Origin of the sequence: Natrinema zhouii (genome assembly GCF_013456555.2) — an archaeon.
Lineage (GTDB): Archaea > Halobacteriota > Halobacteria > Halobacteriales > Natrialbaceae > Natrinema > Natrinema zhouii.
Map to the genome: position 1 here is coordinate 1784457 of NZ_CP059154.1, position 20886 is coordinate 1805342.

General features: G+C 63.9%; 21 protein-coding genes and 1 pseudogene. 7 read left to right on the forward strand and 15 right to left on the reverse strand.

Annotated elements, in window-relative coordinates; genetic code table 11:
* Positions 1–287: 287 nt before the first annotated feature.
* From HYG81_RS27480 to HYG81_RS27490, 4 genes are all read right to left on the reverse strand, one after another.
* A complete protein-coding gene (locus tag HYG81_RS27480; RefSeq protein WP_180842829.1) occupies positions 288–1466 on the reverse strand; it encodes a M24 family metallopeptidase in 1179 nt (392 codons plus the stop codon).
* On the reverse strand, positions 1463–3346 hold the full coding sequence (locus HYG81_RS27485; RefSeq protein WP_180842830.1) for a UvrD-helicase domain-containing protein: 1884 nt from the start codon (positions 3344–3346) through the stop codon (positions 1463–1465). The genes HYG81_RS27480 and HYG81_RS27485 overlap by 4 nt, the downstream gene beginning before the upstream one ends.
* 63 nt (positions 3347–3409) lie before the next feature.
* Positions 3410–3568, reverse strand: a complete 159-nt coding sequence (locus HYG81_RS45750; protein ID WP_425607541.1) for a DUF7563 family protein — start codon at positions 3566–3568, stop codon at positions 3410–3412.
* A gap of 225 nt (positions 3569–3793) precedes the next feature.
* The gene (locus tag HYG81_RS27490) at positions 3794–3979 is read right to left on the reverse strand and encodes an HVO_0416 family zinc finger protein (protein WP_180842831.1); all 186 of its coding nucleotides are present in this window, start codon (positions 3977–3979) and stop codon (positions 3794–3796) included.
* A gap of 170 nt (positions 3980–4149) precedes the next feature.
* Here HYG81_RS27490 and ubaA point away from each other — a divergent pair, with 170 nt between their 5' ends.
* Positions 4150–4986: an SAMP-activating enzyme E1 gene (ubaA, locus tag HYG81_RS27495; protein WP_180842832.1), complete on the forward strand. Its 837-nt coding sequence runs from the start codon at positions 4150–4152 to the stop codon at positions 4984–4986.
* Positions 4987–5126: 140 nt separating this feature from the next.
* On the opposite strand, the gene HYG81_RS27500 is transcribed toward ubaA, so the two are convergent.
* The 4 genes from HYG81_RS27500 to HYG81_RS27515 all read right to left on the reverse strand — a co-directional run bounded on the left by HYG81_RS27500 (position 5127) and on the right by HYG81_RS27515 (position 8583).
* Positions 5127–6029: a DUF5518 domain-containing protein gene (locus HYG81_RS27500; RefSeq protein ID WP_180842833.1), complete on the reverse strand. Its 903-nt coding sequence runs from the start codon at positions 6027–6029 to the stop codon at positions 5127–5129.
* Between the two features lie 104 nt (positions 6030–6133).
* On the reverse strand, positions 6134–7126 hold the full coding sequence (locus HYG81_RS27505; RefSeq protein WP_180842834.1) for a hypothetical protein: 993 nt from the start codon (positions 7124–7126) through the stop codon (positions 6134–6136).
* A gap of 124 nt (positions 7127–7250) precedes the next feature.
* Complete coding sequence (locus HYG81_RS27510) at positions 7251–8036, reverse strand: SDR family oxidoreductase (protein ID WP_180842835.1); 786 nt, start codon at positions 8034–8036, stop codon at positions 7251–7253.
* Between the two features lie 172 nt (positions 8037–8208).
* Complete coding sequence (locus HYG81_RS27515) at positions 8209–8583, reverse strand: CBS domain-containing protein (protein WP_180842836.1); 375 nt, start codon at positions 8581–8583, stop codon at positions 8209–8211.
* A 243-nt stretch (positions 8584–8826) separates the two neighbouring features.
* Here HYG81_RS27515 and HYG81_RS27520 point away from each other — a divergent pair, with 243 nt between their 5' ends.
* A complete protein-coding gene (locus HYG81_RS27520) occupies positions 8827–9672 on the forward strand; it encodes an RNA ligase family protein (RefSeq protein ID WP_180842837.1) in 846 nt (281 codons plus the stop codon).
* Between the two features lie 29 nt (positions 9673–9701).
* Here the strand turns inward: HYG81_RS27520 and HYG81_RS27525 are convergent, their stop codons facing one another.
* The 5 genes from HYG81_RS27525 to HYG81_RS27545 all read right to left on the reverse strand — a co-directional run bounded on the left by HYG81_RS27525 (position 9702) and on the right by HYG81_RS27545 (position 12915).
* Entirely contained in the window at positions 9702–10160 is a 459-nt protein-coding gene (locus HYG81_RS27525; protein ID WP_180842838.1) for a Tfx family DNA-binding protein, read from the reverse strand.
* 210 nt (positions 10161–10370) lie between these two features.
* A complete protein-coding gene (locus HYG81_RS27530) occupies positions 10371–10724 on the reverse strand; it encodes a hypothetical protein (protein WP_180842994.1) in 354 nt (117 codons plus the stop codon).
* Between the two features lie 226 nt (positions 10725–10950).
* Positions 10951–11943: an MBL fold metallo-hydrolase gene (locus HYG81_RS27535; RefSeq protein ID WP_180842839.1), complete on the reverse strand. Its 993-nt coding sequence runs from the start codon at positions 11941–11943 to the stop codon at positions 10951–10953.
* Positions 11944–12033: 90 nt separating this feature from the next.
* Positions 12034–12222 carry a hypothetical protein gene (locus HYG81_RS27540; RefSeq protein ID WP_180842840.1) on the reverse strand — a complete coding sequence of 63 codons (189 nt, stop codon included), beginning with the start codon at positions 12220–12222 and terminating at the stop codon, positions 12034–12036.
* A 180-nt stretch (positions 12223–12402) separates the two neighbouring features.
* Entirely contained in the window at positions 12403–12915 is a 513-nt protein-coding gene (locus tag HYG81_RS27545; protein WP_180842841.1) for a TRAM domain-containing protein, read from the reverse strand.
* 207 nt (positions 12916–13122) lie between these two features.
* Here HYG81_RS27545 and HYG81_RS27550 point away from each other — a divergent pair, with 207 nt between their 5' ends.
* The 3 genes from HYG81_RS27550 to HYG81_RS27560 all read left to right on the forward strand — a co-directional run bounded on the left by HYG81_RS27550 (position 13123) and on the right by HYG81_RS27560 (position 15901).
* Complete coding sequence (locus tag HYG81_RS27550; RefSeq protein ID WP_180842842.1) at positions 13123–13914, forward strand: electron transfer flavoprotein subunit beta/FixA family protein; 792 nt, start codon at positions 13123–13125, stop codon at positions 13912–13914.
* Complete coding sequence (locus HYG81_RS27555) at positions 13911–14864, forward strand: electron transfer flavoprotein subunit alpha/FixB family protein (RefSeq protein ID WP_180842843.1); 954 nt, start codon at positions 13911–13913, stop codon at positions 14862–14864. The genes HYG81_RS27550 and HYG81_RS27555 overlap by 4 nt, the downstream gene beginning before the upstream one ends.
* Positions 14865–15058: 194 nt before the next feature.
* Positions 15059–15901 (forward strand): polyprenyl synthetase family protein, encoded by an 843-nt coding sequence (locus HYG81_RS27560; RefSeq protein ID WP_180842844.1) that lies wholly within the window; start codon positions 15059–15061, stop codon positions 15899–15901.
* Between the two features lie 4 nt (positions 15902–15905).
* Here HYG81_RS27560 and HYG81_RS27565 read toward each other — a convergent pair whose 3' ends face one another.
* The gene (locus tag HYG81_RS27565; RefSeq protein WP_180842845.1) at positions 15906–17021 is read right to left on the reverse strand and encodes a DUF373 family protein; all 1116 of its coding nucleotides are present in this window, start codon (positions 17019–17021) and stop codon (positions 15906–15908) included.
* A gap of 126 nt (positions 17022–17147) precedes the next feature.
* Here HYG81_RS27565 and HYG81_RS27570 point away from each other — a divergent pair, with 126 nt between their 5' ends.
* Together HYG81_RS27570 and HYG81_RS27575 are read left to right on the forward strand one after the other, a co-directional pair.
* A complete protein-coding gene (locus HYG81_RS27570) occupies positions 17148–18143 on the forward strand; it encodes a radical SAM protein (protein WP_180842995.1) in 996 nt (331 codons plus the stop codon).
* A gap of 413 nt (positions 18144–18556) precedes the next feature.
* Positions 18557–19237, forward strand: a pseudogene (locus HYG81_RS27575) (hypothetical protein); the annotation flags it as partial.
* 222 nt (positions 19238–19459) lie between these two features.
* On the opposite strand, the gene HYG81_RS27580 reads toward HYG81_RS27575, so the two are convergent.
* A complete protein-coding gene (locus HYG81_RS27580) occupies positions 19460–20803 on the reverse strand; it encodes a helix-turn-helix transcriptional regulator (protein WP_180842846.1) in 1344 nt (447 codons plus the stop codon).
* Positions 20804–20886: the final 83 nt, after the last annotated feature.

Sequence of the window (20886 nt, forward strand, 5' to 3'; positions counted from 1 at the left end):
AATGAACCGCGGCTCGAAGCTGCGCGTGGTCGTCGCGAGTAGTGCGAGACCTTCGGTCTCGCATACCATGCGAACGGGCCGCCGGCCCGTGAGCAGACGGAGCGAGTGACGGCTTGGAAGCCGCGGAGCGTCTTCCAGTGGATGAGCGAGTGCAACGAGCGAATCGGCTGGGGAGGAAGTGGCTATTCCCTGCTGCCGCCACGAGCAGGACGCTCGCCGTCGTCACGATCGATTCTCACACGTACCTGCATTCTGCCTCGAGTCGCGGTAGCAAACGTCCGCGACAGTTACTCAAGCAACGCGGTCGGCTCGAGCGACTGCGACGGAGATGCGAGCCAGTCGGGTCGCTCGCCCTCGTCGTTGATTGCCAGCACGTCGGCTATCCGAAGCCAGTTCTCGTCGTCGACGCGTGCGGCCACGTCGAGCCGAACCACGGTTCCGGACCCGACGTCCTCACCGCCGTCGATCGGCCGCTCGCGGGGCTCGAGCCCGACGCCCGAAACCCGCGTCTCGATCGCGGAGGCGTCGCCGAACCCGAACGAGCGCACCTCTGCCTCGAGGTCGGCCGCGACGGCGGTCACGGACTCCGGACCGGCGGTCAACATCGACCGAGCCGAGCGAAATGACTGGGTGACGGCGACGTGAACCCGCCGCTCCCGGCCGCCGTCGCTGTCGACGACCAGCGTCCGAACCAGCCCGCCGTAGTAGCCGGCCGGTCCGCGCGGTGCGGTCTCGATGACGATCGGTTCGCCGGGACGGAGCGGCTCCGCGTCGGCCCCGGCGCTCGAGCTGGTTGAGTTGGGATTGACTGCCGTATTACCGACCGGAAACGCACCCGCACCGACGACGGCCTCGTCGATGGCGCTCCGCAATCGAGCGGGTGTCAAAAACTCGGGCTCGGACCCTGCATCGGTGCTCGCAGCGGTTGCGAGCCGACCGTCGATCACCGTCGCGTCGGCCAGTATCGATGCCGCTCGCCGAATACCGGCACTCGCCGCCCGCTGGGCGGTCGCAATCTGCTCGCGCTCGCCGGCCGTCTTCGTCGCTCGCGCCCGCTCGAGGGCGTCGGTCGACGCCAGTTCGAAGCCCGCCTGCTCGATATAGAGCGCGGCGTCGTGTGGGACACGAGGCGGGGTCAGGATCGTCCCCGCGAGCCCGCGATCGACGAGCGCGGTAGCGAGGCGCTCGGCGGGATGACCGCCGGCCTCGTCGGCCGCCGAGCGGACGAGCCACTCCCGCTCGACGCCGTCGTACGCGACTGCGGTGACGTCAGCGGGCGGTGTCAGACAGCTATACTGGATTTCCGGATCCCGGTCGCTACCGACGTGGACGAACGCGCTCGCGTCGCGCTTCTCGAGCGCGTCGGAGAGAAGGGGCGCCGCGTGATCGCGTCGCTCGCGGGCGGACTCGACGGCGGGGTCAGATCGATGATCGCTCTCGAGGCTGCGTTCGTTCCCACCGGTCACGGCGCTTCGGCTTCAGCTTCGACCTCGGGTTCATCGGCCGCCGGTTCCTCGGCGGGTTCCTGGGCCTGCTCGATCAGTTCCTCGAGGGTCAAATCGGTCAGCTGATTCCTGAGCAGGACGTCGATCGGCAGCGTGGGCGCACCGTCGACGAGGTTCTCGAGGAGAACCAGCCGCTCGCGGGCTCGAGACATGCCGACGTAGAAGACGCGGCGTTCGTTGTCGGTCAGGACCGGAACGGGCGAGGTCGTCTTGGTGAACTCCTCGCAGTTGGGGATATCGGTCGGGTCGTCAACGGTGGCAACCATCTGCTCGACGACCTTCTCGGTGAGGTCGGTGCCGACGAAGACGTGGTCGGCCTCGCGACCCTTCGCGGAGTGGATCGTGCCGACGCGGACGCGGTCGGTGTCCATCCCCTGATACTCGCCGATCGCGAAGTACGAGCGGACGCTCTTCTTCTGGAAGTTGGTGACCTTCCGGAGCATGTCCGAGGCGGAGGCCGGACCGGGCATGAAGGGTGCGTGCTCTTCGATGACCTCGGCGGGGATCATGAGTTCCTCGAGGTCCTCGATGCCGGCTTCCTCCTGGCGCTCGTCGATCTCGTCGAAGAGGGCGTCGCGTTCGTTGGTGCCGAAGGCCGAATCCTGCAGCATGTCCGCGAGTCGGCGGGCCTGCAGCCCGGTTACGTCGTCGCCGGCGTCGATCGCTTCGACCGCGTAGACGTACTCCGTGAGTCGGTCGGTCCACATCCGCTGGTCGGTCAGCGAGGTGAAGGGGACGCCCTCGGTGATGAACTCGTCGATGAACTGGAACATCTGGTAGCGTGCCCGGAACAACACCATGATGGTGCCGTCGTCCTCGACGAGCGCCCGGCGTACCATCCGCACTACATCGAGCATCGACGCGTTTGTCCGGGCCTCGACGGCCCCGCCTTCCGTGCGCGGCTTGAGGTCCTTGTCCTGGCGCTGATCGATGTGGCGAATCTCCTTGTTGACCGCGTTGAGGACGTTCGACGGCAGCCGGTAGGAGTTCGGCAGGATGACGTCCTCGTCGACCTCCTCCTCAAGGAGGAGCGCGGGATCGGCTCCCTGCCAGGAGTAGACGACCTGGTCGTCGTCGCCGGCGATCAGGACCTGCTTCATGTGGGGTTTCCACTCCTGATAGACATCGTACTGCAGCGTGGTGATGTCCTGAAACTCGTCGATTACCAGGTAGTCGACGCTGGGCAGCAGCGAGCGTTGCTCGACTCGCTCGAGCATGTCCGCGAAGCCGATCTTTCCTTCGTCGCCCTTGTAGCTGCGCCAGGCGCGGATCGCTTCGGGAATGTCAATCCGGTCGTCGTCGCTGGGCCAGGTCGGGGTGTACTTGTTACCCTCCTGGGCGTTGTCGTCGATCTCGGGCGGGAGTCGGACTTCCTCGTCGTCCCACTGGAAGGGGACGTCGTACCAGTCCGAGACCTCGCGGCTGGTCCGCTGGAGCCACTGGCTCGTCGCGATGATCTTGTTCCCGATCGTCGTCGACCGGGCGGTCCGGCGGCCGGCACCCGAATACTCGTCCTCGTAATCGATGCCGTACTGGTCGCAAAACTCCTCTTTGTCGGATTCACCGATGACATCGGCCCGGGAGAGATCGAGCAGCTCGTAGGCCTTCGCGTGCATCGTACAGACGTTTCCCTGCAGGGCGCGCGGACTCTCGTCGAGGCGGCCGGCGAGGCGCTCTCGAATTTCCTGCGCTGCGGCTCGCGTGTACGAGACGACGAGAATGTCCCGAAAGGTGACGCCGTCCTGCTCGAGAATATCTTCGACGCGGTCGAGAAGGGCGGTCGTCTTCCCGCTTCCCGGACCGCCGAATAGGCGGGTAACCGTCGTGTCCGTCGTGGTCATTGTAGCTAAACAGGGGCGCAATACCTATAAGTGACGTGGGTTTTCTTCGACGGGACGGAGCGGTTATGGATCACGTGGCGAGCGGGCGTCTCGAACGTCAGCACCGTCGCGGATCTTATCCTGACAGTCCGGACAGACACGCGGGTCGTCGACGCCTCGCGGGGTAAACACCCGGGCGTATCGTTCGGTAACGAACCCACCGCAGTTCTGGCATTCCGGCATCGGTTTTCTCACTCTGGTATACTCAATAACAGGTCATAATTGTGTCGGATCTCGAGTGATGAAAAACGCGGGCGGGCGTGATGGTTCGTTCGAAAACGGTGACGGCGAGACCGAACGCGCGACCGAATTGAGGACGGTGGCAGGATTGAACGGCGGCGCACCGCAATCGGCTCGCTGGTAGAACGCGTGTGGCGGCGCTGAAAGTTGCGACGGTGTAAACGCGCCTTACAACGTCGGTTCCCACCCGCAGACGGTACAGGAGTTGGCGGACGTGTCGTGGAGACCGCCACACTCCGGACACTGCTTTTTGTTATACTCTTGGTCCCACCCTACTGGTTCGACCGAGTGACCGCGGTCGGACAGAAATTGATCGATGACGTCGTCACCGGCGTCATTGGGTGAGGTTGCCATAGGTGTGTGAACGCACACCACACTATTAAATCGTTGGGTCGATGCGGATCCTGCCACCTCTGCGAGACCACGCGTCGTGCCAGCGACCACAGAACGAGCGTCCCGCCAGCGGCCGCAGCTGTGAGAACCTAACCCACGACCTTTTCTCGCTCTCGGCCGAACGGTACCGTATGAGCGACCTGCGCCTCGATGCGACCCAGCTCGATCGTTACTCGAGACACGTCATCATGGACGAGATCGGCCCCGAGGGCCAACAGCGGCTCCTCGAGGGGAGCGTGCTGGTCGTCGGCGCCGGTGGACTCGGCTCGCCGGCGATCCAGTACCTCGCCGCGGCCGGCGTCGGCCGGTTGGGAATCGTCGATGACGATGTCGTCGAGCGCTCGAACCTGCAGCGCCAGATCGTCCACGGCGACGACGACGTCGGCCGCCCGAAAGTCGAGAGCGCCGCTGACTACGTCGACCAGCTGAATCCCGATATCGACGTCGAGACCCACGAAACGCGCGTCACGGCCGACACCGTCGCGGAGCTGGTCGCAGCGTACGACGTCGTCCTCGACGCCAGCGACAACTTCGCCACTCGATACCTGCTCAACGACCACTGCGTCCTCACCGAAACGCCGCTGTTCCACGGCGCGATCTACCGGTTCGAGGGGCAGATCACTTCCTTCACCAACGACCGCAGCGGGGACGACTCACCGCCGTGTTACCGCTGTGTCTTCCCCGAAGCACCCGAGCCCGGGACCGTCCCGGACTGCGCCACCACGGGCGTGCTCGGCGTCCTCCCCGGCACTGTCGGCTGCATCCAGGCGACTGAGGCCGTCAAGTATCTACTCGGGAAAGGCGACCTGCTCGAGGGCCGCCTCCTCATGTACGACGCGATGGGCATGAGCTTCGAGGAGGTTCCCGTCCAGCCGAACCCGGCGTGTCCGGTCTGTGGCGACGACCCCGAGATCGAGTCGGTCTCGGATGTGGCCTACGAGGGGACCTGCGAGATTTCGGCCGATTGAGGGGAGCGGGAACCGAACGGAGTGAGGGTCTCAGAACGAGGATAGCGCGGGGTCAAAGGTCGCGCTGACCACGCAGCGAGCTGTCTGCTCAAGCGCAGCCGGTGAGCGATGGGAGCCGTGTGCAGAGCGATACCGGCAGGCTACGGCGTGCCGACGTGCCGGCGTCGGGAGTGCAGATAGACGACCGACGAGAGCCAGAGCGCGACGACGAAGCCGTAGATACCGTCCCCCGACGGGTTCGCCGACTCCAGAACCGTCGCTACCAGAGAGACGAGCGCGTAAACGCCGAGCGGCGCGCCGACGTACACCCAGTAGTTGGGAACCCAGTCTCGTCTCGCTTCCTGAAGGATAACTGCGTCCTCGAAGAGCGCGACGACGGCGGCGACGGAGAACGGGACCAGCACGAACAGCGCCAGCACGGAAACAGCGAAACCGATGCCGCTGTCGGGTTGAACGGCGAACACGTAGAGCAACACCGCCGGAGCGAGGAGGATGTATGCGGCGACCCATCGCCACCAGCCGGAGACGTCACCGCCCGGGTCCGCGTCCGCCCGCGAACGGGCCCTGTCTCGAGTCCGATCGACTCGGGCGGCCACCCAGTCGCCGACGTACGCACCGATCGCCCCGGAGAGGGCGAAGAGGCCGACGACGATCGGAACCGCGACCGGGAGCGAGACGGCAGTGATCACGGCCCGCCATCCGGACAGGGACCGCGCGAGGTCGAGCATGTGAGCGATCGACCAGGGTACTGCAGGAAGGGATCCGACGACGCCGGCGACGACCCCAGCCCGGTGGCTCGCGGCCGGTCGCTTCCCGTATCGGTAGCCCTCGAGCGGGCCGACGTCACCGTTCTCGGCCGATCGATCGCCATAGCGGTAGCCGACGAGACACCCGGCAGCGAACACGGCCGTGCCCGAAAACGACGTCGGCGCGGACTCCCACGAGAGGGCGACGGTAAACGGAATCGTCGCGAGCCCGACGAGGACCGCCGTTCGAAACCGTTCGGCAGTCAGGTCCGCGAGGGTATTCCGAATCGGCGGCATTGTGGTTGTTGTATTGTCACTATTCGATGAGGAGTGAAAATGTTCCCGATCCGATTCGATGCTGACTTCGTGTGTTCTGGTTCGACGAGCGCGCGTGCACTCCCTCACTGACTGGGAGCGACGCGATGAACGCTCGAGCGGACGACGGCCGTCAGTTCCAGTGCGCCGGCGACGGCGAGACAGGAGAGGAAGGCGGTCGTCCCCAACTTGCCGCCCGCACCGACGAGGGCGGGTGCGACCACCACGAAGACGACCCCGCACAGAACGCCGGCACCTGCGACCTGTCCCGTGGTTTTCAATCGCTCGGCGCTCGACATCCCGACGAACGAGGCACAGAAGGCGACGGTGGCCAGCGTCGGCCCCAGTTCCGGCAGGATCGGCGTGAACGCGACGCCGGCGATCACTCCGACCGCGGCGGAGGCGACGACAGAGCTCAGCCCACCACGTGTGCGGAGCACGACGGTCACAACTGCAGCGACGACTGCAACGGCGACGGTCGCGGGAGCGAGTCGCCACTCGAGCGAGGTCCCGGCAGCGTAGTCGACGTCCGTCAGAAACACCGTCGCGATGCAGCCGAAGAGCGCGAGCGTGCCGTACTTGCCACCGAAGCCGTTGAACGATTCCGCCGTCGCGACGAACGCGAGCCCGGCGACCAGCCCCGCCAGCGCGACTCCCTCGAGTGACGGGAACACCGCCGGGGAGGCCATCCCGACGAACGAGCCACAGTACGCCGCACCGGCGACCCGACGGAGCGCGAGACCGGCGAACAGGCCGACAAGCGCGGAGGCCAGCACCGGGCCGAGGCCGGCGTGAACGCTCAGTCCGTACGTTACCACCGCTGCAGCCGCGACTGCGAGCGCGTCGACGGCGTCCGTACGATCGAATCCGGTCGCGTCGAACGCCCAGTCGGCCGTATCGAACTCCCAGAGGCGGTGGCACTCCATCGTGGCGACGAGGGTCCCCGCGAGAACGACCCCGAACTGGACGCTCAGCAGTCCGGGTGGAAGGTCGGTCGGCGCACGAACGGCACCGAAGAGCAACGCCGCGGGCGTCACTACTAACACGAGATATCCAGCGATCTGAGCCGGCCCGTACACGCCCCGACTCGCCCGGGGAGAACCGAGAGGATTTCGATTCGACAATCGGGAGTCGGCTGCCAGGTCGGCGTCGTGATACTCACGAGACGATCAGACGGCAGAGACGGCCGCGGTGGCGACTACCTCAGCTCCGCAACAGGCCGCCGTCGATCGGGATATCGGCCCCGTTGACGAAGCTCGCGTGCGGGCTCGAGAGAAAGGCCACGACATCGCCGAGCTCTCGCGGCTCGCCGAGGCGATCCATCGGAATGTCGCTCGCCAGTTCGGCTAACCCGGCCTCGTAGTCGTCGTAGGTCCCGCGCTCGATGCCGGCTTCGACGAGTTCCTCGATCCGGGCCGTCTCGATCGTCCCCGGCAGGACCGCGTTGGCCCGAATCTCGGGCGCGAACTCTCGAGAGACCGTCTTGACGAGGCCGATCACGCCCCGGCGCACCGAGTTCGAGAGCAGGAGGCCGTCCGCGACCTCACGGACCGTCCGCGAGGTGATGCAGGTGATCGTCCCGTGCTCGGACTCGAGCAAGTCCTCGTAGGCCGCCTCGATCGTCCAGACGACGCTCATCACCAGCAGATCGTAGGCCTGGTACCAGTCCTGTTCGTCGGTCTCGAGGAAGGTCGTACTCGGCGGGCCGCCCGAAGAGGTGACGAGGTGATCGAGGCCACCGAACGCGTCGACCGTCTCGCGGACCAGGTGGGAGACGTCGTCGGGATCCGTGAGGTCAGTTTGGACGGCCAGCACCTCGCCCGCTGCCGTCTCCGCGAGGTCGTCGCGGGCGTCCTCGAGTCGCGCCGCGTCGCGGCCACAGATCGCGACGTTCGCGCCTTCCTCAGCGAGCGCCTGCGCGCTCGCGAAGCCGAGGCCGCTCGAGGAGGCGGTTACCAGTGCGCTGTTTCCGTCGAGTTCGAAGTCCATACCCGAGTCGACGGCCGGGGCGTACAAATCTCTCGGGGAGTCGGCAGGCGACTGAGACCCAGCATCGCGAGAGATACTGGGTCGATCAGTACAAGCGAAAGAGCAACCGCTGCGGTCGGGTCGCATACGCTTCACCTGCAGACACCCAGTGAGAACGAGCGGCTGACCGCGGCTACGAGAGATGGGCGGTGACGTCGGTCGAGGAGACCATCCCGACGTAGTCGTCCTCGACGACCGGGAGGTGTTTGATCCCGTACGTGGTCATCATCGCAGCGATCTCCTCCATGTAGAGGTCCGGGGTGGCGGTTTCGACGTCGGTCGTCATCACGTCGGCGACCTGTGACTCCGTGATGTCCTGCCCGTCTGCGACGGCATCGAGCACGTCCGTACTGCTGATGATCGCCCGCGGTGAGGTCTGCACGACCAGTGCGTTGATATCCTTTTCACGCATCAGCTGTGCCGCTTCCATTACCGTTGCATCCTTCGAAATCGTCTCCAGCGGCGTGGACATTACGTCTTCGACGGTGACTCTATCGTCAGGACTCATACTGCTAGACACGGACACGGAGGGTATGATGTTTTCCGTCGAGTTGGCAGGTCGCGATTCGCTGAGGGGGATCCGTCCGACGAGCCGGTTCGAGGGGAGTTACATCGTGCTGACAGCCGATTCCGCTCCCTTCTGTCCGCGGATCACTGTCCCTGTCCAATTCTTCGGAGAGCCGGGTTCGTCTCCGTCCTCGAGGGGGTGAACGAGAGGTAGAAGACGCTGGAACCCATCGGTAGTGGTACATTGAAGCGGTATCCATCCATCCCGCGCATCGAGAATGCGCCCCGCGAGCTCTTCGATACGGGACATCTCTGGCTCCTCGAGAAAGTCGACGGAGCGAATTTTCGGTTTCAGCTGCAGCGGTCGGGACGCATCCAGTTCGGCGATCGGAACCGGTGGTATTCGGATCCGGACGCGATTCCCGAACCCTACCACCACGCCGTCCGCCACGTTCGAGACCAGCTCGATCGGGACGCGCTTCGACGTGCCGTCGACGACGTCGAGTCAATCGTCTTCTTCGGCGAGGCGATGCACCGGCACGCGATCGAGTACGAGTGGGACCGGACGCCGTCGGTCCTCGGATTCGATATCTGGGCGGCTGCGAAAGACGCGTTTTACCCGCCCGACACGGCCGAGCAGATCTTCGAGCGGGTCGGGCTCCAGCCCGTGAACGCCTTCGAGCGGGAGCGTCACACTCGAGATTTCGATCCCGAATCGTACACCGTCCCGCAGTCGAACTGGTACGACGGCCCCGCCGAAGGCGTCGTCATCCGGAACAAACAGGGACAGCGAGCGAAACTACTTCATCCCGACCATCGAGAAGTCGACGAGACGGTTCCGATCGACGGAACGGCTTCGGAGCTGGCCGCGACATATGTGACGCAGCGACGGATCGAAAACGTCGCAGCTAAACTCGAGGACCGCCAGCAGCCAGTGACCGTCGAGGCGGTCTACGAGCGCGTCCTCGAGGACATCGTTCGCGAGGAGCACGCGCGGCTCTCTCACGGGAACCAGACCGTCGATATGGAACCGTTTCGATCGGCGGTCGGGCGGGTAGTTCGGCAGTCTCTCGAAAAGCGGTACGAGTAGTCGCACGGGTTGCAGCGACGGGAGACGTCTCACTCCTGATGGCGGACGCGAACCATTCCCTCCGAGGTCACCCCGACGATCAGCGGCATCGCCACCTGTCGGCCGGAGACGGCCGACCCCGCGGCGTCGCTGACGACTTTCATCAGGTCCGGCGCGGTGTGATCGACTTTGACACCGGCCTCGTCGCAGGCGTCGTACACCATCTGTGGGACGTCGTAGAGGTCGGTTCCGGCGGGGACGCGAACCCGGACCGGGGCGCGAAGCGCCTCCGCGAAGGCGACCGTCTCGCGGGCTTTTTCCACGTTCTCGCGGGCGCTGGACTCGATCGAGGAGACGTTCGCCCGCGAGGTTCCCAGCGCCTCGGCTATATCGGCCTGTGAGACGTTCCGTTCGCGCAGCGCGAGCACCTGCGCCTGTCGGTGTGTTAACACGCTGGTCTCGGGATCGAACCCGATCTCCTCAAGGAGTTCCTCGACGTCGTCGATCACGGCGACTCCCCTCTCCCGAATCCGTAGCCTCGCGTGTGCATGCTACTAGCATCTAGTTTTCGGTAGGATGAAAGCTTCCCCGGTCTCGCCACCGGACTACTCCGTCTCGCCACCATACTGCGACGGTCGACACCGGACTATCACAGTCCGGTTCGGTCTCGGAAATTATCGGGTATCGGCTGCAAACGGAGCGAACCGCGGTGTCGGTCGCTAGTCGGCCGACTGGCTGGGAGCAACGTACTCGTCTTCGGTCGTCGTCTCGGTTACGGTCTGATATGCCTGTCGGACCAGCGAGCGGGCGAACCGACCGACGTTCGCGGGGCCGTCGTGCGGTCCCGGCGACCGGTAGGAGACGATCAGCGACCACATCACGGCGACGCCGAGCGAGCCGAACGCCGAGAAGCGCATTCCCATCGTCGCGTACGTGGCGGCGTAGATCGCACCGATCGTCATCGACGGTACGCTCGAGGCGAGGGGAATGTTCGCGGTCACGTCACGCACCGTCGGTGCGAGGAAGACGATCGAGAGGACGCTGCCGGCCAGGAAGATCAGATCTTGCCACATCATACTCAGTTCTAACTCGGGTACGAGTAAATACTTCTCGGTATCGGATCGGGGCTCGGTGTCTCGGTCGAACACCAGATATCGGTCGGGGACAGACGACGAGCGTGGATGGTTCCACATCCCCTGTTGCTACGGTAGGAGGACACTTCCTCTCGCTCAGTCCCATCAGAACCCACATCCATTCACGTGTCGAGCGAGGAAGCGCACGTGAAAGGCGACAGCGATCTCAGTACTCGAGGTCCCAGCGCTCTCCCTCGATCGCAGCGAGTTCATCCGAAACGCCCTCAGCGAGCCGATATTCGGCACCCTCCCGAACGACGGTTCCCTCGCGCTCTAAGTGCTCGAGGTGGGCGTACGACTCGCCGGGGCCGTGGAGGATGTGGATGCTGTCGAGTTCGCCGAACAGATCGGCGCTGACTGTCCACGTGTCACAGGGGCCGAGCCGGTCCAGCGCGTCGAGCACCCGCCAGGAGCGCTCTTCGTGGTGGTCGATAATGTACTGCGCCCGACCGGCGGGGTCGTCGATCGGATCGCGGTGGCCCGACCACGCGCGGTCGTAGTCGGCGTCGACGATCCCCTGCAGCGCGCGGAGGTACTTCTCGAGGGGCCGGTCGACGCGCACGTCCGCGCCGCCGACGTTGGGCGTGTAAACTGGCAGCAACGCGTCCCCGGAGAAGACCTGTCGTTCGCCCTCGAGCGCCGCCTCGAACATGCTCAGTCCGGCCGCGTGCCCGGAGGTGTGGACGACCTCGAGGTCGGTTCCGTTGACCGAGAACGTCTCGCCGTCCTCGAAGGGTGTGACCGTCGGCGTCTCGGTAGTCGCCTCGCTGTTGACCATGAACTCGAGGAGGGTGTCCTGCTTCGGTTCGGGTATCCCCCACTCCTCGAAGTAGCGCTTCTGGCGGTCGTACATCGCGTCCCAGGCGTCCTCGTCGCCCTCGATGAGCGCCGCGTCGGCGGCGTGTGCATACACCTCGGCACCGCTTTCGGCCTGAATCTCGCCGGCCAATCCGCAGTGGTCGTGGTGCCAGTGGGTCAGAAAGATCCGATCGACATCGGCGAACGCGAGCCCGCGCTCGGAGAGGGCAGCCTCGAGTTGCTCACGCGTCGTCGCCATCCAGTCGCCGGTGTCGATCAGCGCCGTCTCCCGGCCCGCCGCGAAGAGATAGGCGTTGTTGTCGCCCTCGAACGCCGAGTTCGACAACGAGATGCGTTCCATGGGGCCACATCTGACGCCGTCCGAGAAAACGTTGTCTGAAGCGGAACTCCGTAATCAGGGTAAAATCGCTACCAGCAGGGACCGTAGCCGCTAGCCGCGAAGCGCCCACGTCACGAGGACGACCGCAAACAACCCTGTACCGACAGTGACGGTCACCGATGGCGTGGTCGTTTCGCCGGCCGTCTGTCCCTCGGTCGCGCCCCCGAAAATCCACTTCCAGTGAGTCCGATGCGAGCGGTGCCAGTGTCCCAGCGGCGAGAACGAGTCCGCCGATCGCACGGACGGGTGCAATGACCGCAACTAATTGATGGCCACTGCGTGATTCACTCCCCATCGAGTACCGCACAGGAAACAGAACCGATAGTTGCGGCTTGTTGCCACCGGACCGAACAGCACCCGAATAGGCGTCCGAAATCAGTTGAAATCCACCGCGCTGACTGTCCACTCGAGCGCGCTGTGTTAGGAGCCCCAGAAGTTATCGCGGCTGCCGAGTCGCTCGCGCTGGGGGCCGTCATCATCGGTCGCGCCGGTTTCGTCTTCGGCGACAACCTCGCCGTCGGCGTCTTCATCCTCGTCCGCATCTGCATCCGCGTCCGTGTCCATATCCGCGTCCGTCGATTCGGATTCGTCGTCGGGATCCATCGGCAAGATTTCCAGTTCCTCCGCTCGTGCGTGATTGCTGTGGACTCGAGTAATCTCGACTCGAGCGCGGGCCTCCGGCAGGATGCCGTCGACCATAACGATGAATCCGTCCCCGGTTCGGCCGACGCCGGCACCGCTTTCGTGCATGTCGACGACGTCGATAACGACTTCTTCGCCCGGCTTGACCGGCTGTGTTTTGAGATCGTTGATCGGTTGGCCGTAGTGGTTGCACCACTCCTTGCCACCCCGGTCACCGTAGTGTTGACATCCCATTCCCGAGATCCGTTCGGAGAATTCCGGGCAGTCATCGGCGAGTGGACAGTCTGCCATGGACAGCACTACCAGCGGTGGCGTTAAACCGTTTCCGTCTTCGAGTTCGAAACGCGATTCGAACGTAACGCTGGTATCCTATATTGGCCACGTTTGTTAACAAACAAACAATTTAGTCATCGATACGCAAAATATGGTAACAGAACCCGCTCTCCATGACTAGCGGTTTCGAAAAGGTTTACGGTATGGGCGTTGCACTGACACGCGATGAAGATTCTCGTTACGGTCAAAGAGGTAGCGACCGTCGAAGACGAGTTCGAGATCGAGGGAACCGAAATCACGGACCAGTACCTCGGTGCCGATCTCAACGAGTGGGACGACTACGCGATCGAAGAGGCCGTCCAACTCCAGGAGGACGGCATCGCCGACGAAGTCGTCACCGTCACCATCGGTTCCGAAGAGTGCGAGCAGACCATCCGTCAGGCCCTCGCGAAAGGTGCCGACCGCGCCGTCCGCGTCTGGGACGACTCCCTCGAGGGCGTCGACCTGCTCGACGTCAATGCCAAGACGGAGATTCTGAGTGCCGTCATCGAGGAAGAAGATCCCGATCTCGTGCTGACCGGCGTCCAGGCCGGTGACGACAGCTTTGCAGCAACCGGCGTCTCCGTCGCCGAGAACCTCGGCTTCCAGTGGGGAGCCGTCGTCAACCACCTCGAGCACGACTTCGACGACGGCGTCGCCTCGGTGCGGCGCGAACTCGAGGGCGGCGTCGAGGAGCTCACCGATATCGAGCTGCCGGCGGTGCTGACGATCCAGACGGGGATCAACGAGCCCCGCTACGCCAGCCTGCGCGGTATTCGTCAGGCACAGCGCAAGGAGCTCGACGTCAAGGCCCTCGCCGACATCGGCGTCGACGAGAGTACCATCGAGTCCGAACTCACCTTGACCGATATGTACGAGCCCGAGAGCGAGAGCGATGCGACCGTCTGGGAGGGCAGCGCCGACGAGACCGCCGCCGAACTGGGTGAACTGCTCCGCGACAAGGGGGTGGCACAATGACGGACGTCCTCGCAGTGACGGACCACCGACGCGGCGAACTGCGCGACGTCAGCTACGAAATCATTACCGCCGGTCGCCAGCTCGCCGACGAGACGGGCGGCGACCTCCACCTCGCGGTCATCAGCGGCACCGTCGACGACTTCGCCCAGAAGTGCAACCGAGACGGCGTCGACGCGATCCACACCGTTTCCCACGGCGAGGAGTTCAACCACGACGTCTACACGCAGGCGATCACGCAGCTCTACGACGAACTCGCGCCCCAGTACGTCCTGACGCCCAACAGCGTCAACGGACTCGACTACGCGCCCGCGGTTGCTAACGAGCTCGATCTACCCATCGTCACCGATACGATCGACCTCGACAACGACGACGAGACGCTCGTCGCGACCCGCGAGATGTACGGTGGCAAAGTCGAGACGACCAATCGACTCGAGGGTGACGCTGTCATTACGATCCGCGGGGCAGAGTGGGCCGCGGCCGAGGGTACCGGCGACGCCGCGATCGAGACCTTCGACGCGGCAATCGACGAGGACGCCGTCGGCTCGACGGTCACCGGCTTCGAGGAGGTCGCCGGCGGCGACGTCGACATCAGCGAGGCCGACATGCTCGTCTCGATCGGCCGCGGGATCGAGGAGGAGGAGAACCTCGACCTGATCCGGGACCTCGCGGATGCACTCGACGCGACGCTGTCCTCCTCGCGCCCGATCGTCGACAACGGCTGGCTGCCCAAGAACCGACAGGTTGGCCAGTCCGGCAAGGTCGTCACCCCCGACGTCTACATCGCGATCGGTATCTCCGGCGCAGTCCAGCACGTCGCCGGCATGAAGGGCTCCGATACGATCGTCGCGATCAACACTGACCCCAACGCGCCGATCATGGATATCGCCGACTACGCCATCGTCGACGACCTCTTCGACGTCGTCCCCGAACTCATCGACGAGTTCCAGTAAAACGGCGTCTCCACTAGAATCCGGAAAGAGAGTATAATCGATTTTTCTATATAAGTCATATTACGAAAAGTACCATATCAGACATACCCTCGGTACGGCAGGGCGGAAAATGATCCTGCTGCCGTCCGTCACAGCCCGGCAACTGGGCGTCCGTAACCGTCACGTACTTTTCTACCCCCTCCCAATCGCAGGTGATGGAACTGCTGGAGCGCCGACGGGCGCTGATCGAGGAGCGTCTCGTCGAAGTGGTCGAGGGAGTCGAACCCGAGACGCTCTCTGAGGAAGTTCGTCACGTCGCGCTCTCCGGCGGGAAGCGCGTCCGGCCGATGGTGACGCTGCTAGCCTGTGAAACCGTCGGGGGACGTGCCGAAGACGCCGTGGAGTTCGGCGTCGGAGTCGAACTCGTCCACACGGCGTCACTTGTCATCGACGACATTATCGATCGCTCCGAACTGCGACGCGGGACGACCAGTGCGTGGGCCGAGTTCGGTCACGGGCCGGCGATCATCACCAGCGACGGACTGCTGGGCGAGGCCTTCGCGCTCTTTTCCGCCGACCCGGACGCGACTCGAGTCGTCGCCGACGCGATGGTCGAACTCGGCGTCGGCGAGGCGACCGAACTGTCGGCCGAACCCGCGAACGAGGAAGAGTACATGACCCTCGCCCGACGCAAGACCGGCGCGCTGTTTCGAGCCGCGGCCGAACTCGGCGCGATCGCCGCCGACTCGGACCCCGTCACCGTCGACGCACTCGGCGAGTACGCCGAACGAGTCGGCATCGCCTTCCAGATCAGGGACGACGTGCTAGACGCCGTCGCCGATCCCGACGAACTCGGCAAGCCGACCGGTCACGACGCCGCCCTGGAACGGCCGTCGGTCGTTCAGGTGACCAAACTCACGCCCGAGGAAGCCAACGATCGCGCCCGCAGCGAAGCCGATCGAGCGATCGACGCCCTCGATCGGGTCGAGGTCGAAGACTCTGACGCGCGCGAGTATCTTCTCGAACTGGCGGAGTTCGTCGTCGAGCGCGAACGGTGAGCGCTTAGACGCGCTCGGCTCCTCGCGTCCCGTCCTCCCGATCCGAGTCGGAAAATCGCGATTCCGCGATGGCGAACGTGAGCGTACTCACGATCCCCAGTAGCGTCCCCGCTGTCAACGCCGCCGCGAGGTAGGCGATCTCGACGTTATCGAGGAAGAACGCACTCACCGCGTGGAGGACGAGGGCGATCGAGAGCACGTAAAACGGCGCGTTGAGGTAGCGCCACTCGAGCGAGCCCGCGATGTACTCGTCGGTGATCTGTCCGAGACTGGTGGTGAGCCCCGCGGCGGCGAACCAGTGGATCGAGCCGTAGACGAGCGCGGCGAGCATGACGGGAACCTCGAGGTCGCCGGGCGTCGACTGCTGGACCGACTCGAGCGTGTCCATGCCGCTGACGCCGCCGAGAACGAACAGAGCGGCGGCGACGACGTACGCGAGGAGGGTCGTCCGTCCGGCGTACAGCGAGCGTCGGCCGCGTTCGACGGCCGCGTCCAGACGGTCACCGAGGCCGAGCCCGCGGGAGATGAGATAGAGCCCGAGTAGCGCCGACGTCGACCCCAGCACGAACCCCGGAAGGTTCAGGAAGGTCCCGATCAGCGCGAGCGGATAGATCAACAGCAAGATTCCCAGCGGAATGAGTACCGTCCCGCGCGTCTCGGGGTCGTTCAGTACCTGCTTGATCGTGTAGTACATCGACTCGAGGTTCTGTGCCTGTCGAACGACGACCCGGCGGACGCCGTCGATGGGGACCCGCGAGCGGATGATCGGGATGACGGATTCGTCCTGTGCCCCGTCGGTGACCACGAGGACGGTGACGTCTTCGCCAGTCGAGAGGCTCGCGAGAACGGTGTCGACCTCGTCCCCGACCTCGCGGTTGGCGCTGACGTCGCCCTGATCGTTCCCGGTCACGACGGCGACTTCGACGCTCTCGTCGCGGTCGGTGAGGTCGTCGTAGACGTGCAACCCCTGAAAGATGACGTTAACGTCCGAGTCCTCCGGGTCGGCGGTCGCGAGGGCGACGGCCGCCTCCTCGACGGGATCGCGGCCGATGACCGGCGTCGAGAAGCCGGTCTTCCGACCGAGGTCGTCGTCGAGGTCGACACAGAGGACCAGCAGCATCGGGTCGTGGTTGCACGCCGCGGTATTTCCCTCTTCTGGGAGCCGAGCGGGAGCCGCTTGCCATCGCCACACAGACCTCGACAGTTTCGCACAGCTTTTGAGGCTCGGGTGGGTATGTTCCCTCGAATGATCTCGAAGGGCTGTGAGCAGTGCGCGAAAGGCGGCAAGATGGTGCTGTTCGTCTACGGCTACTGCGACCAGCGCGACTGCTTTTACTGCCCGCTCGGCGAGAACCGAAAGAACGTCACCGACGTCTACGCCAACGAGCGACTCGTCGAGAGCGACGAGGACGTCCTGACCGAGGCCCACCGGATGGACGCGCTGGGCACATCGATCACCGGCGGCGAACCCCAGGAGGCCCTCGATCGGACCTGTCACTACCTCGAGCTCCTGAAAGACGAGTTCGGCGAGGACCACCATACGCACCTCTACACCGGCATCACCGGCGGTCGCGAGAACATGCGCCGCCTCTCGGAGGCCGGCCTCGACGAGATTCGCTTCCACCCGCCCTACGAACAGTGGGGCGACCTCCACGGCACCGAGTGGGAGGAAATCCTCTACATCGCCCGCGAGGAGGGACTGACCCCCGCCTTCGAAATTCCCGGTATCCGCGCCGAGGAGGAGTTCCTCGAGCTGATCGACGAGGGAGCCGCCGAGTTCTGTAACGTCAACGAGTTCGAGATGAGCGACGGCAACTACCGTCGGATGCAGGAACAGGGCTTCGAACTCAAGGAAGATCACATGAGCGCCGTCGACGGCTCCCGCGAGGAGATCCTCGAGGCCATGGGCGACCACGAGAAGGTCTACTTCTGTACCTCCGTCTTCAAGGACGCGGCCCAGCACCGCCGCCGCCTCAAACGCATGGCACGGAACATCCGCCGCGAGTTCGACGACGTCACGGACGACGGCACGCTCGTCTACGGCAAGACGCGCGCCGACCCGGCGGATTTCGATGCACTCGGCGTCCCCGAAGAGTTCTACACCGTCAAAACCGACCACGTCGAAGTCGCCTGGTGGCTCCTCGAAGAGATGATCGAGGACGGCGACCTCGAGGACGGCGAAATCGTCGAGCAGTATCCGACGTACGATGGGCAAGTCGTCGAGCGGACGCCTCTGGCGTGAGTACCGCGAGTTGAACATAGTGAGCGATCAGGGATTTTTTGGTGGGAATTTTTCGAGTTAAGTGGGACCGAAGGTCCCACTAACCGTGCGAACGGACGCGAAGCGTCCGTGAGCAGAGAGTAGTGAGCGAGCGATGCGAGCGAACCCGACGAGAAAAAGGTCCATGTGGCAGGTCGTCGAGCGGACGCCGTTAGCATAAGTCGATGTACCCCACGCTGCCAGTGTGTTTCGACGAGCGCGGTCACGAACAAACCGGACTCGCGTCGTTTTTGCATAGTTTAAGGATTGTCCCGGAACGTGCAACGCACGTAAATGGCCGTTACGAGCCCGTTCAGCCCGTCCTATCGTCGAACAGGTTATTGGCGCTTATCACTGTTGTAATAATGGCGGCTGTCCCGATATAACAGGGTACGATGCAATTTCGAACGGTTGCTGTCGTTGCGGTTGCACTGCTCGTGGCGCTTTCCGGGTGTAGCGCCCTCGGCGGATCACAGTCGGACGATCCCTCGAGCGAAAATGACACGGAACCGCTGAACGAGAACGAAACGGACGCGAACGGCTCCAACGGTGGGGACAGTTCCGATGACACAGACGATGTGAACGGTGATGACGGAGACAACACTGCGAACGCGGAGTGGACACCTCCGACGGAACCGAACCGTCCGATGGAAAACAAACGTTCAGACCGGATCAAATCGATGACGTTCGTCGATAAAGAGCCTGCAGCGAACGGTGACGGCTACTCGAACTTCAATCTCGAGGTCGTCGCCAACACGAGCATGGAGAACGTCGATCCGCCGGAACACGGTAACGTCATCGGTGAGCCGTACTTCTTCGTCAAGATCAACGAAGACGAACAGAAACTGATTGAGCGGACGGGTCAAGTCCGCATGGAAGAAAACGGCACGTACCACATCGACGTTCGCCCCGATGGAATCGAAGAGTTCGGGGCTGGCCCGCTGACCGTCGAAGTCTACCTGATGGATGAGGACAAGGACTGGGACGATATCTACGCCTCCGTGGGCAAGAACATCGAGTTCAACCCGGAGACGGAGTCCGACGACTCGGCTACTGACAACGAGTCTGACGACTCAGTTACTGACGACGAATCCGATGACTCGGCTACTGACGACGAATCCGATGACTCGGCTACTGACGACGAATCCGATGACTCGGCTACTGACAACGAGTCCGACGACTCAGTTACTGACAACGAGTCCGACGACTCAGTTACTGACAACGAGTCCGACAATTCCACCGATTCAGAAACGAACGAAAACTGACCGCTAAACCGACAACACAGCGGTTCAAGACACTCAGTTAGTCTCGGTCGGATCGACACCAGGCAGCGTGATGAGGTTCTCACGGCCGATCCGGAGCTTTTCGATTTCGCCGTTGTCGTCCATTTTCGATAGCAACTGCGATACCTTGGCGTTCGACCAGCCAGTCTCCGAGACGATGGTGGCCTGCTTCATCCGGCCGCCGTTTTGCGTGAGCATTCGCAGGACGCGCTCTTCGTCGCTCAACAGCTCGGGATCGATCTCCTCGCCGGCGTCTTCCGTGTACTCAAGGCGAGTGCCAGTACCGGCATTGCTATCATCGATATCAGTCCGGCCAGGCGCAGGCGCTTCGGCCGTGGAACTGGCTGCGCCGGCTGCAGGCCCGGTCCCGTCACCCGACTCGCTATCGCTCCGGCTACCGATGCCGATCGACTCGAGCGCTGGGAACCGCTCGAGCGGAATCGGAAGCTCATTCAGCTCGTCCCGCCGGAACAGGAGATACCCACCGATTCCGGCGGCAACGATAGCGCCACCGATGACGAGAAGCCACCACCACGACAGGTCCAAGAGACTCCCGCCCCCACCGCTCCCAGTCTGGACGAACACGATCTCGAGTTCGTCAGTGGTGAACTCGTACGGACCATCCCACGTAAGCTGGGTCGGAGTTTCGAGTGCGTAATTTGACTGCGTCTCGACGACAAACCGTTGGCCGTCTTGTATCTTCATCCACGTCCCAGCGTCGGTTCGAAACGCATCACCGAAATAGATCCGGTCGTCCTCAACGGTGGCGAAGTTCGTCCACGTAACCGAGTAAGAGATGATGCCGATCCGGGCGTCCTCGTCGGTGGTCGTGTCGCCACCGGTTACGTCCGATGAATCGACGATCCGTGGCTCATCCCAGCCGGCGTCTTCGATCGACATCTCACGGCCCGTCGTCTGTTCGGCGGTCTGTCGGAACTCCTCGAAGTTGTACGTTACACCGTCCCGACCGGCTGCAACTTCCGCAGCGTAGTCACGGAACACGGCGGCGTCTTCGTCGGAAGTCACGCGAAAATGGCTCTCGATCGTCCATCGGACGTCACCGTTGTCCTGCACGGTGAGCCGGATGACCTGCCTCGGATCGGTTTGATTGAGCGGCGGGTCCGATTGTGCGGCGGCCGCGGACGACAACGACGGAGCGAACGAGTCGGAGCGGTGAGCGGTCGTGGAGTCAACGGGTGATGCGATGGCGGACGTGGAGTGGGACCGATCGGCGGCTACAGCCGTCTGACTGCTATCGGACGGCGGGCTGGCTGCAGCCGGCGCGACGGCCACCGCCCCAAGAAGGGACATCGTGAGGAGGGCTGTGAGGGCGAGTGTGATGGCGGTGGATACCCGCATGCGTACCAACGGGTGGTTTCCCGGGGGAAAAAACACTTTCCATCGGAAAATAAAATGTTACTAACGGCCGTGAAGGGTTTCCG

Coding starts and splice junctions, on each gene's coding strand:
- HYG81_RS27485 (WP_180842830.1), bottom strand. CDS start 3,346: ATGACCACGACGGACACGACGGTTACCCGCCTATTCGGCGGTCCGGGA.
- HYG81_RS45750 (WP_425607541.1), bottom strand. CDS start 3,568: ATGCCGGAATGCCAGAACTGCGGTGGGTTCGTTACCGAACGATACGCC.
- HYG81_RS27490 (WP_180842831.1), bottom strand. CDS start 3,979: ATGGCAACCTCACCCAATGACGCCGGTGACGACGTCATCGATCAATTT.
- ubaA (WP_180842832.1), top strand. CDS start 4,150: ATGAGCGACCTGCGCCTCGATGCGACCCAGCTCGATCGTTACTCGAGA.
- HYG81_RS27500 (WP_180842833.1), bottom strand. CDS start 6,029: ATGCCGCCGATTCGGAATACCCTCGCGGACCTGACTGCCGAACGGTTT.
- HYG81_RS27510 (WP_180842835.1), bottom strand. CDS start 8,036: ATGGACTTCGAACTCGACGGAAACAGCGCACTGGTAACCGCCTCCTCG.
- HYG81_RS27515 (WP_180842836.1), bottom strand. CDS start 8,583: ATGAGTCCTGACGATAGAGTCACCGTCGAAGACGTAATGTCCACGCCG.
- HYG81_RS27530 (WP_180842994.1), bottom strand. CDS start 10,724: ATGTGGCAAGATCTGATCTTCCTGGCCGGCAGCGTCCTCTCGATCGTC.
- HYG81_RS27535 (WP_180842839.1), bottom strand. CDS start 11,943: ATGGAACGCATCTCGTTGTCGAACTCGGCGTTCGAGGGCGACAACAAC.
- HYG81_RS27545 (WP_180842841.1), bottom strand. CDS start 12,915: ATGGCAGACTGTCCACTCGCCGATGACTGCCCGGAATTCTCCGAACGG.
- HYG81_RS27550 (WP_180842842.1), top strand. CDS start 13,123: ATGAAGATTCTCGTTACGGTCAAAGAGGTAGCGACCGTCGAAGACGAG.
- HYG81_RS27555 (WP_180842843.1), top strand. CDS start 13,911: ATGACGGACGTCCTCGCAGTGACGGACCACCGACGCGGCGAACTGCGC.
- HYG81_RS27560 (WP_180842844.1), top strand. CDS start 15,059: ATGGAACTGCTGGAGCGCCGACGGGCGCTGATCGAGGAGCGTCTCGTC.
- HYG81_RS27565 (WP_180842845.1), bottom strand. CDS start 17,021: ATGCTGCTGGTCCTCTGTGTCGACCTCGACGACGACCTCGGTCGGAAG.
- HYG81_RS27570 (WP_180842995.1), top strand. CDS start 17,148: ATGATCTCGAAGGGCTGTGAGCAGTGCGCGAAAGGCGGCAAGATGGTG.
- HYG81_RS27580 (WP_180842846.1), bottom strand. CDS start 20,803: ATGCGGGTATCCACCGCCATCACACTCGCCCTCACAGCCCTCCTCACG.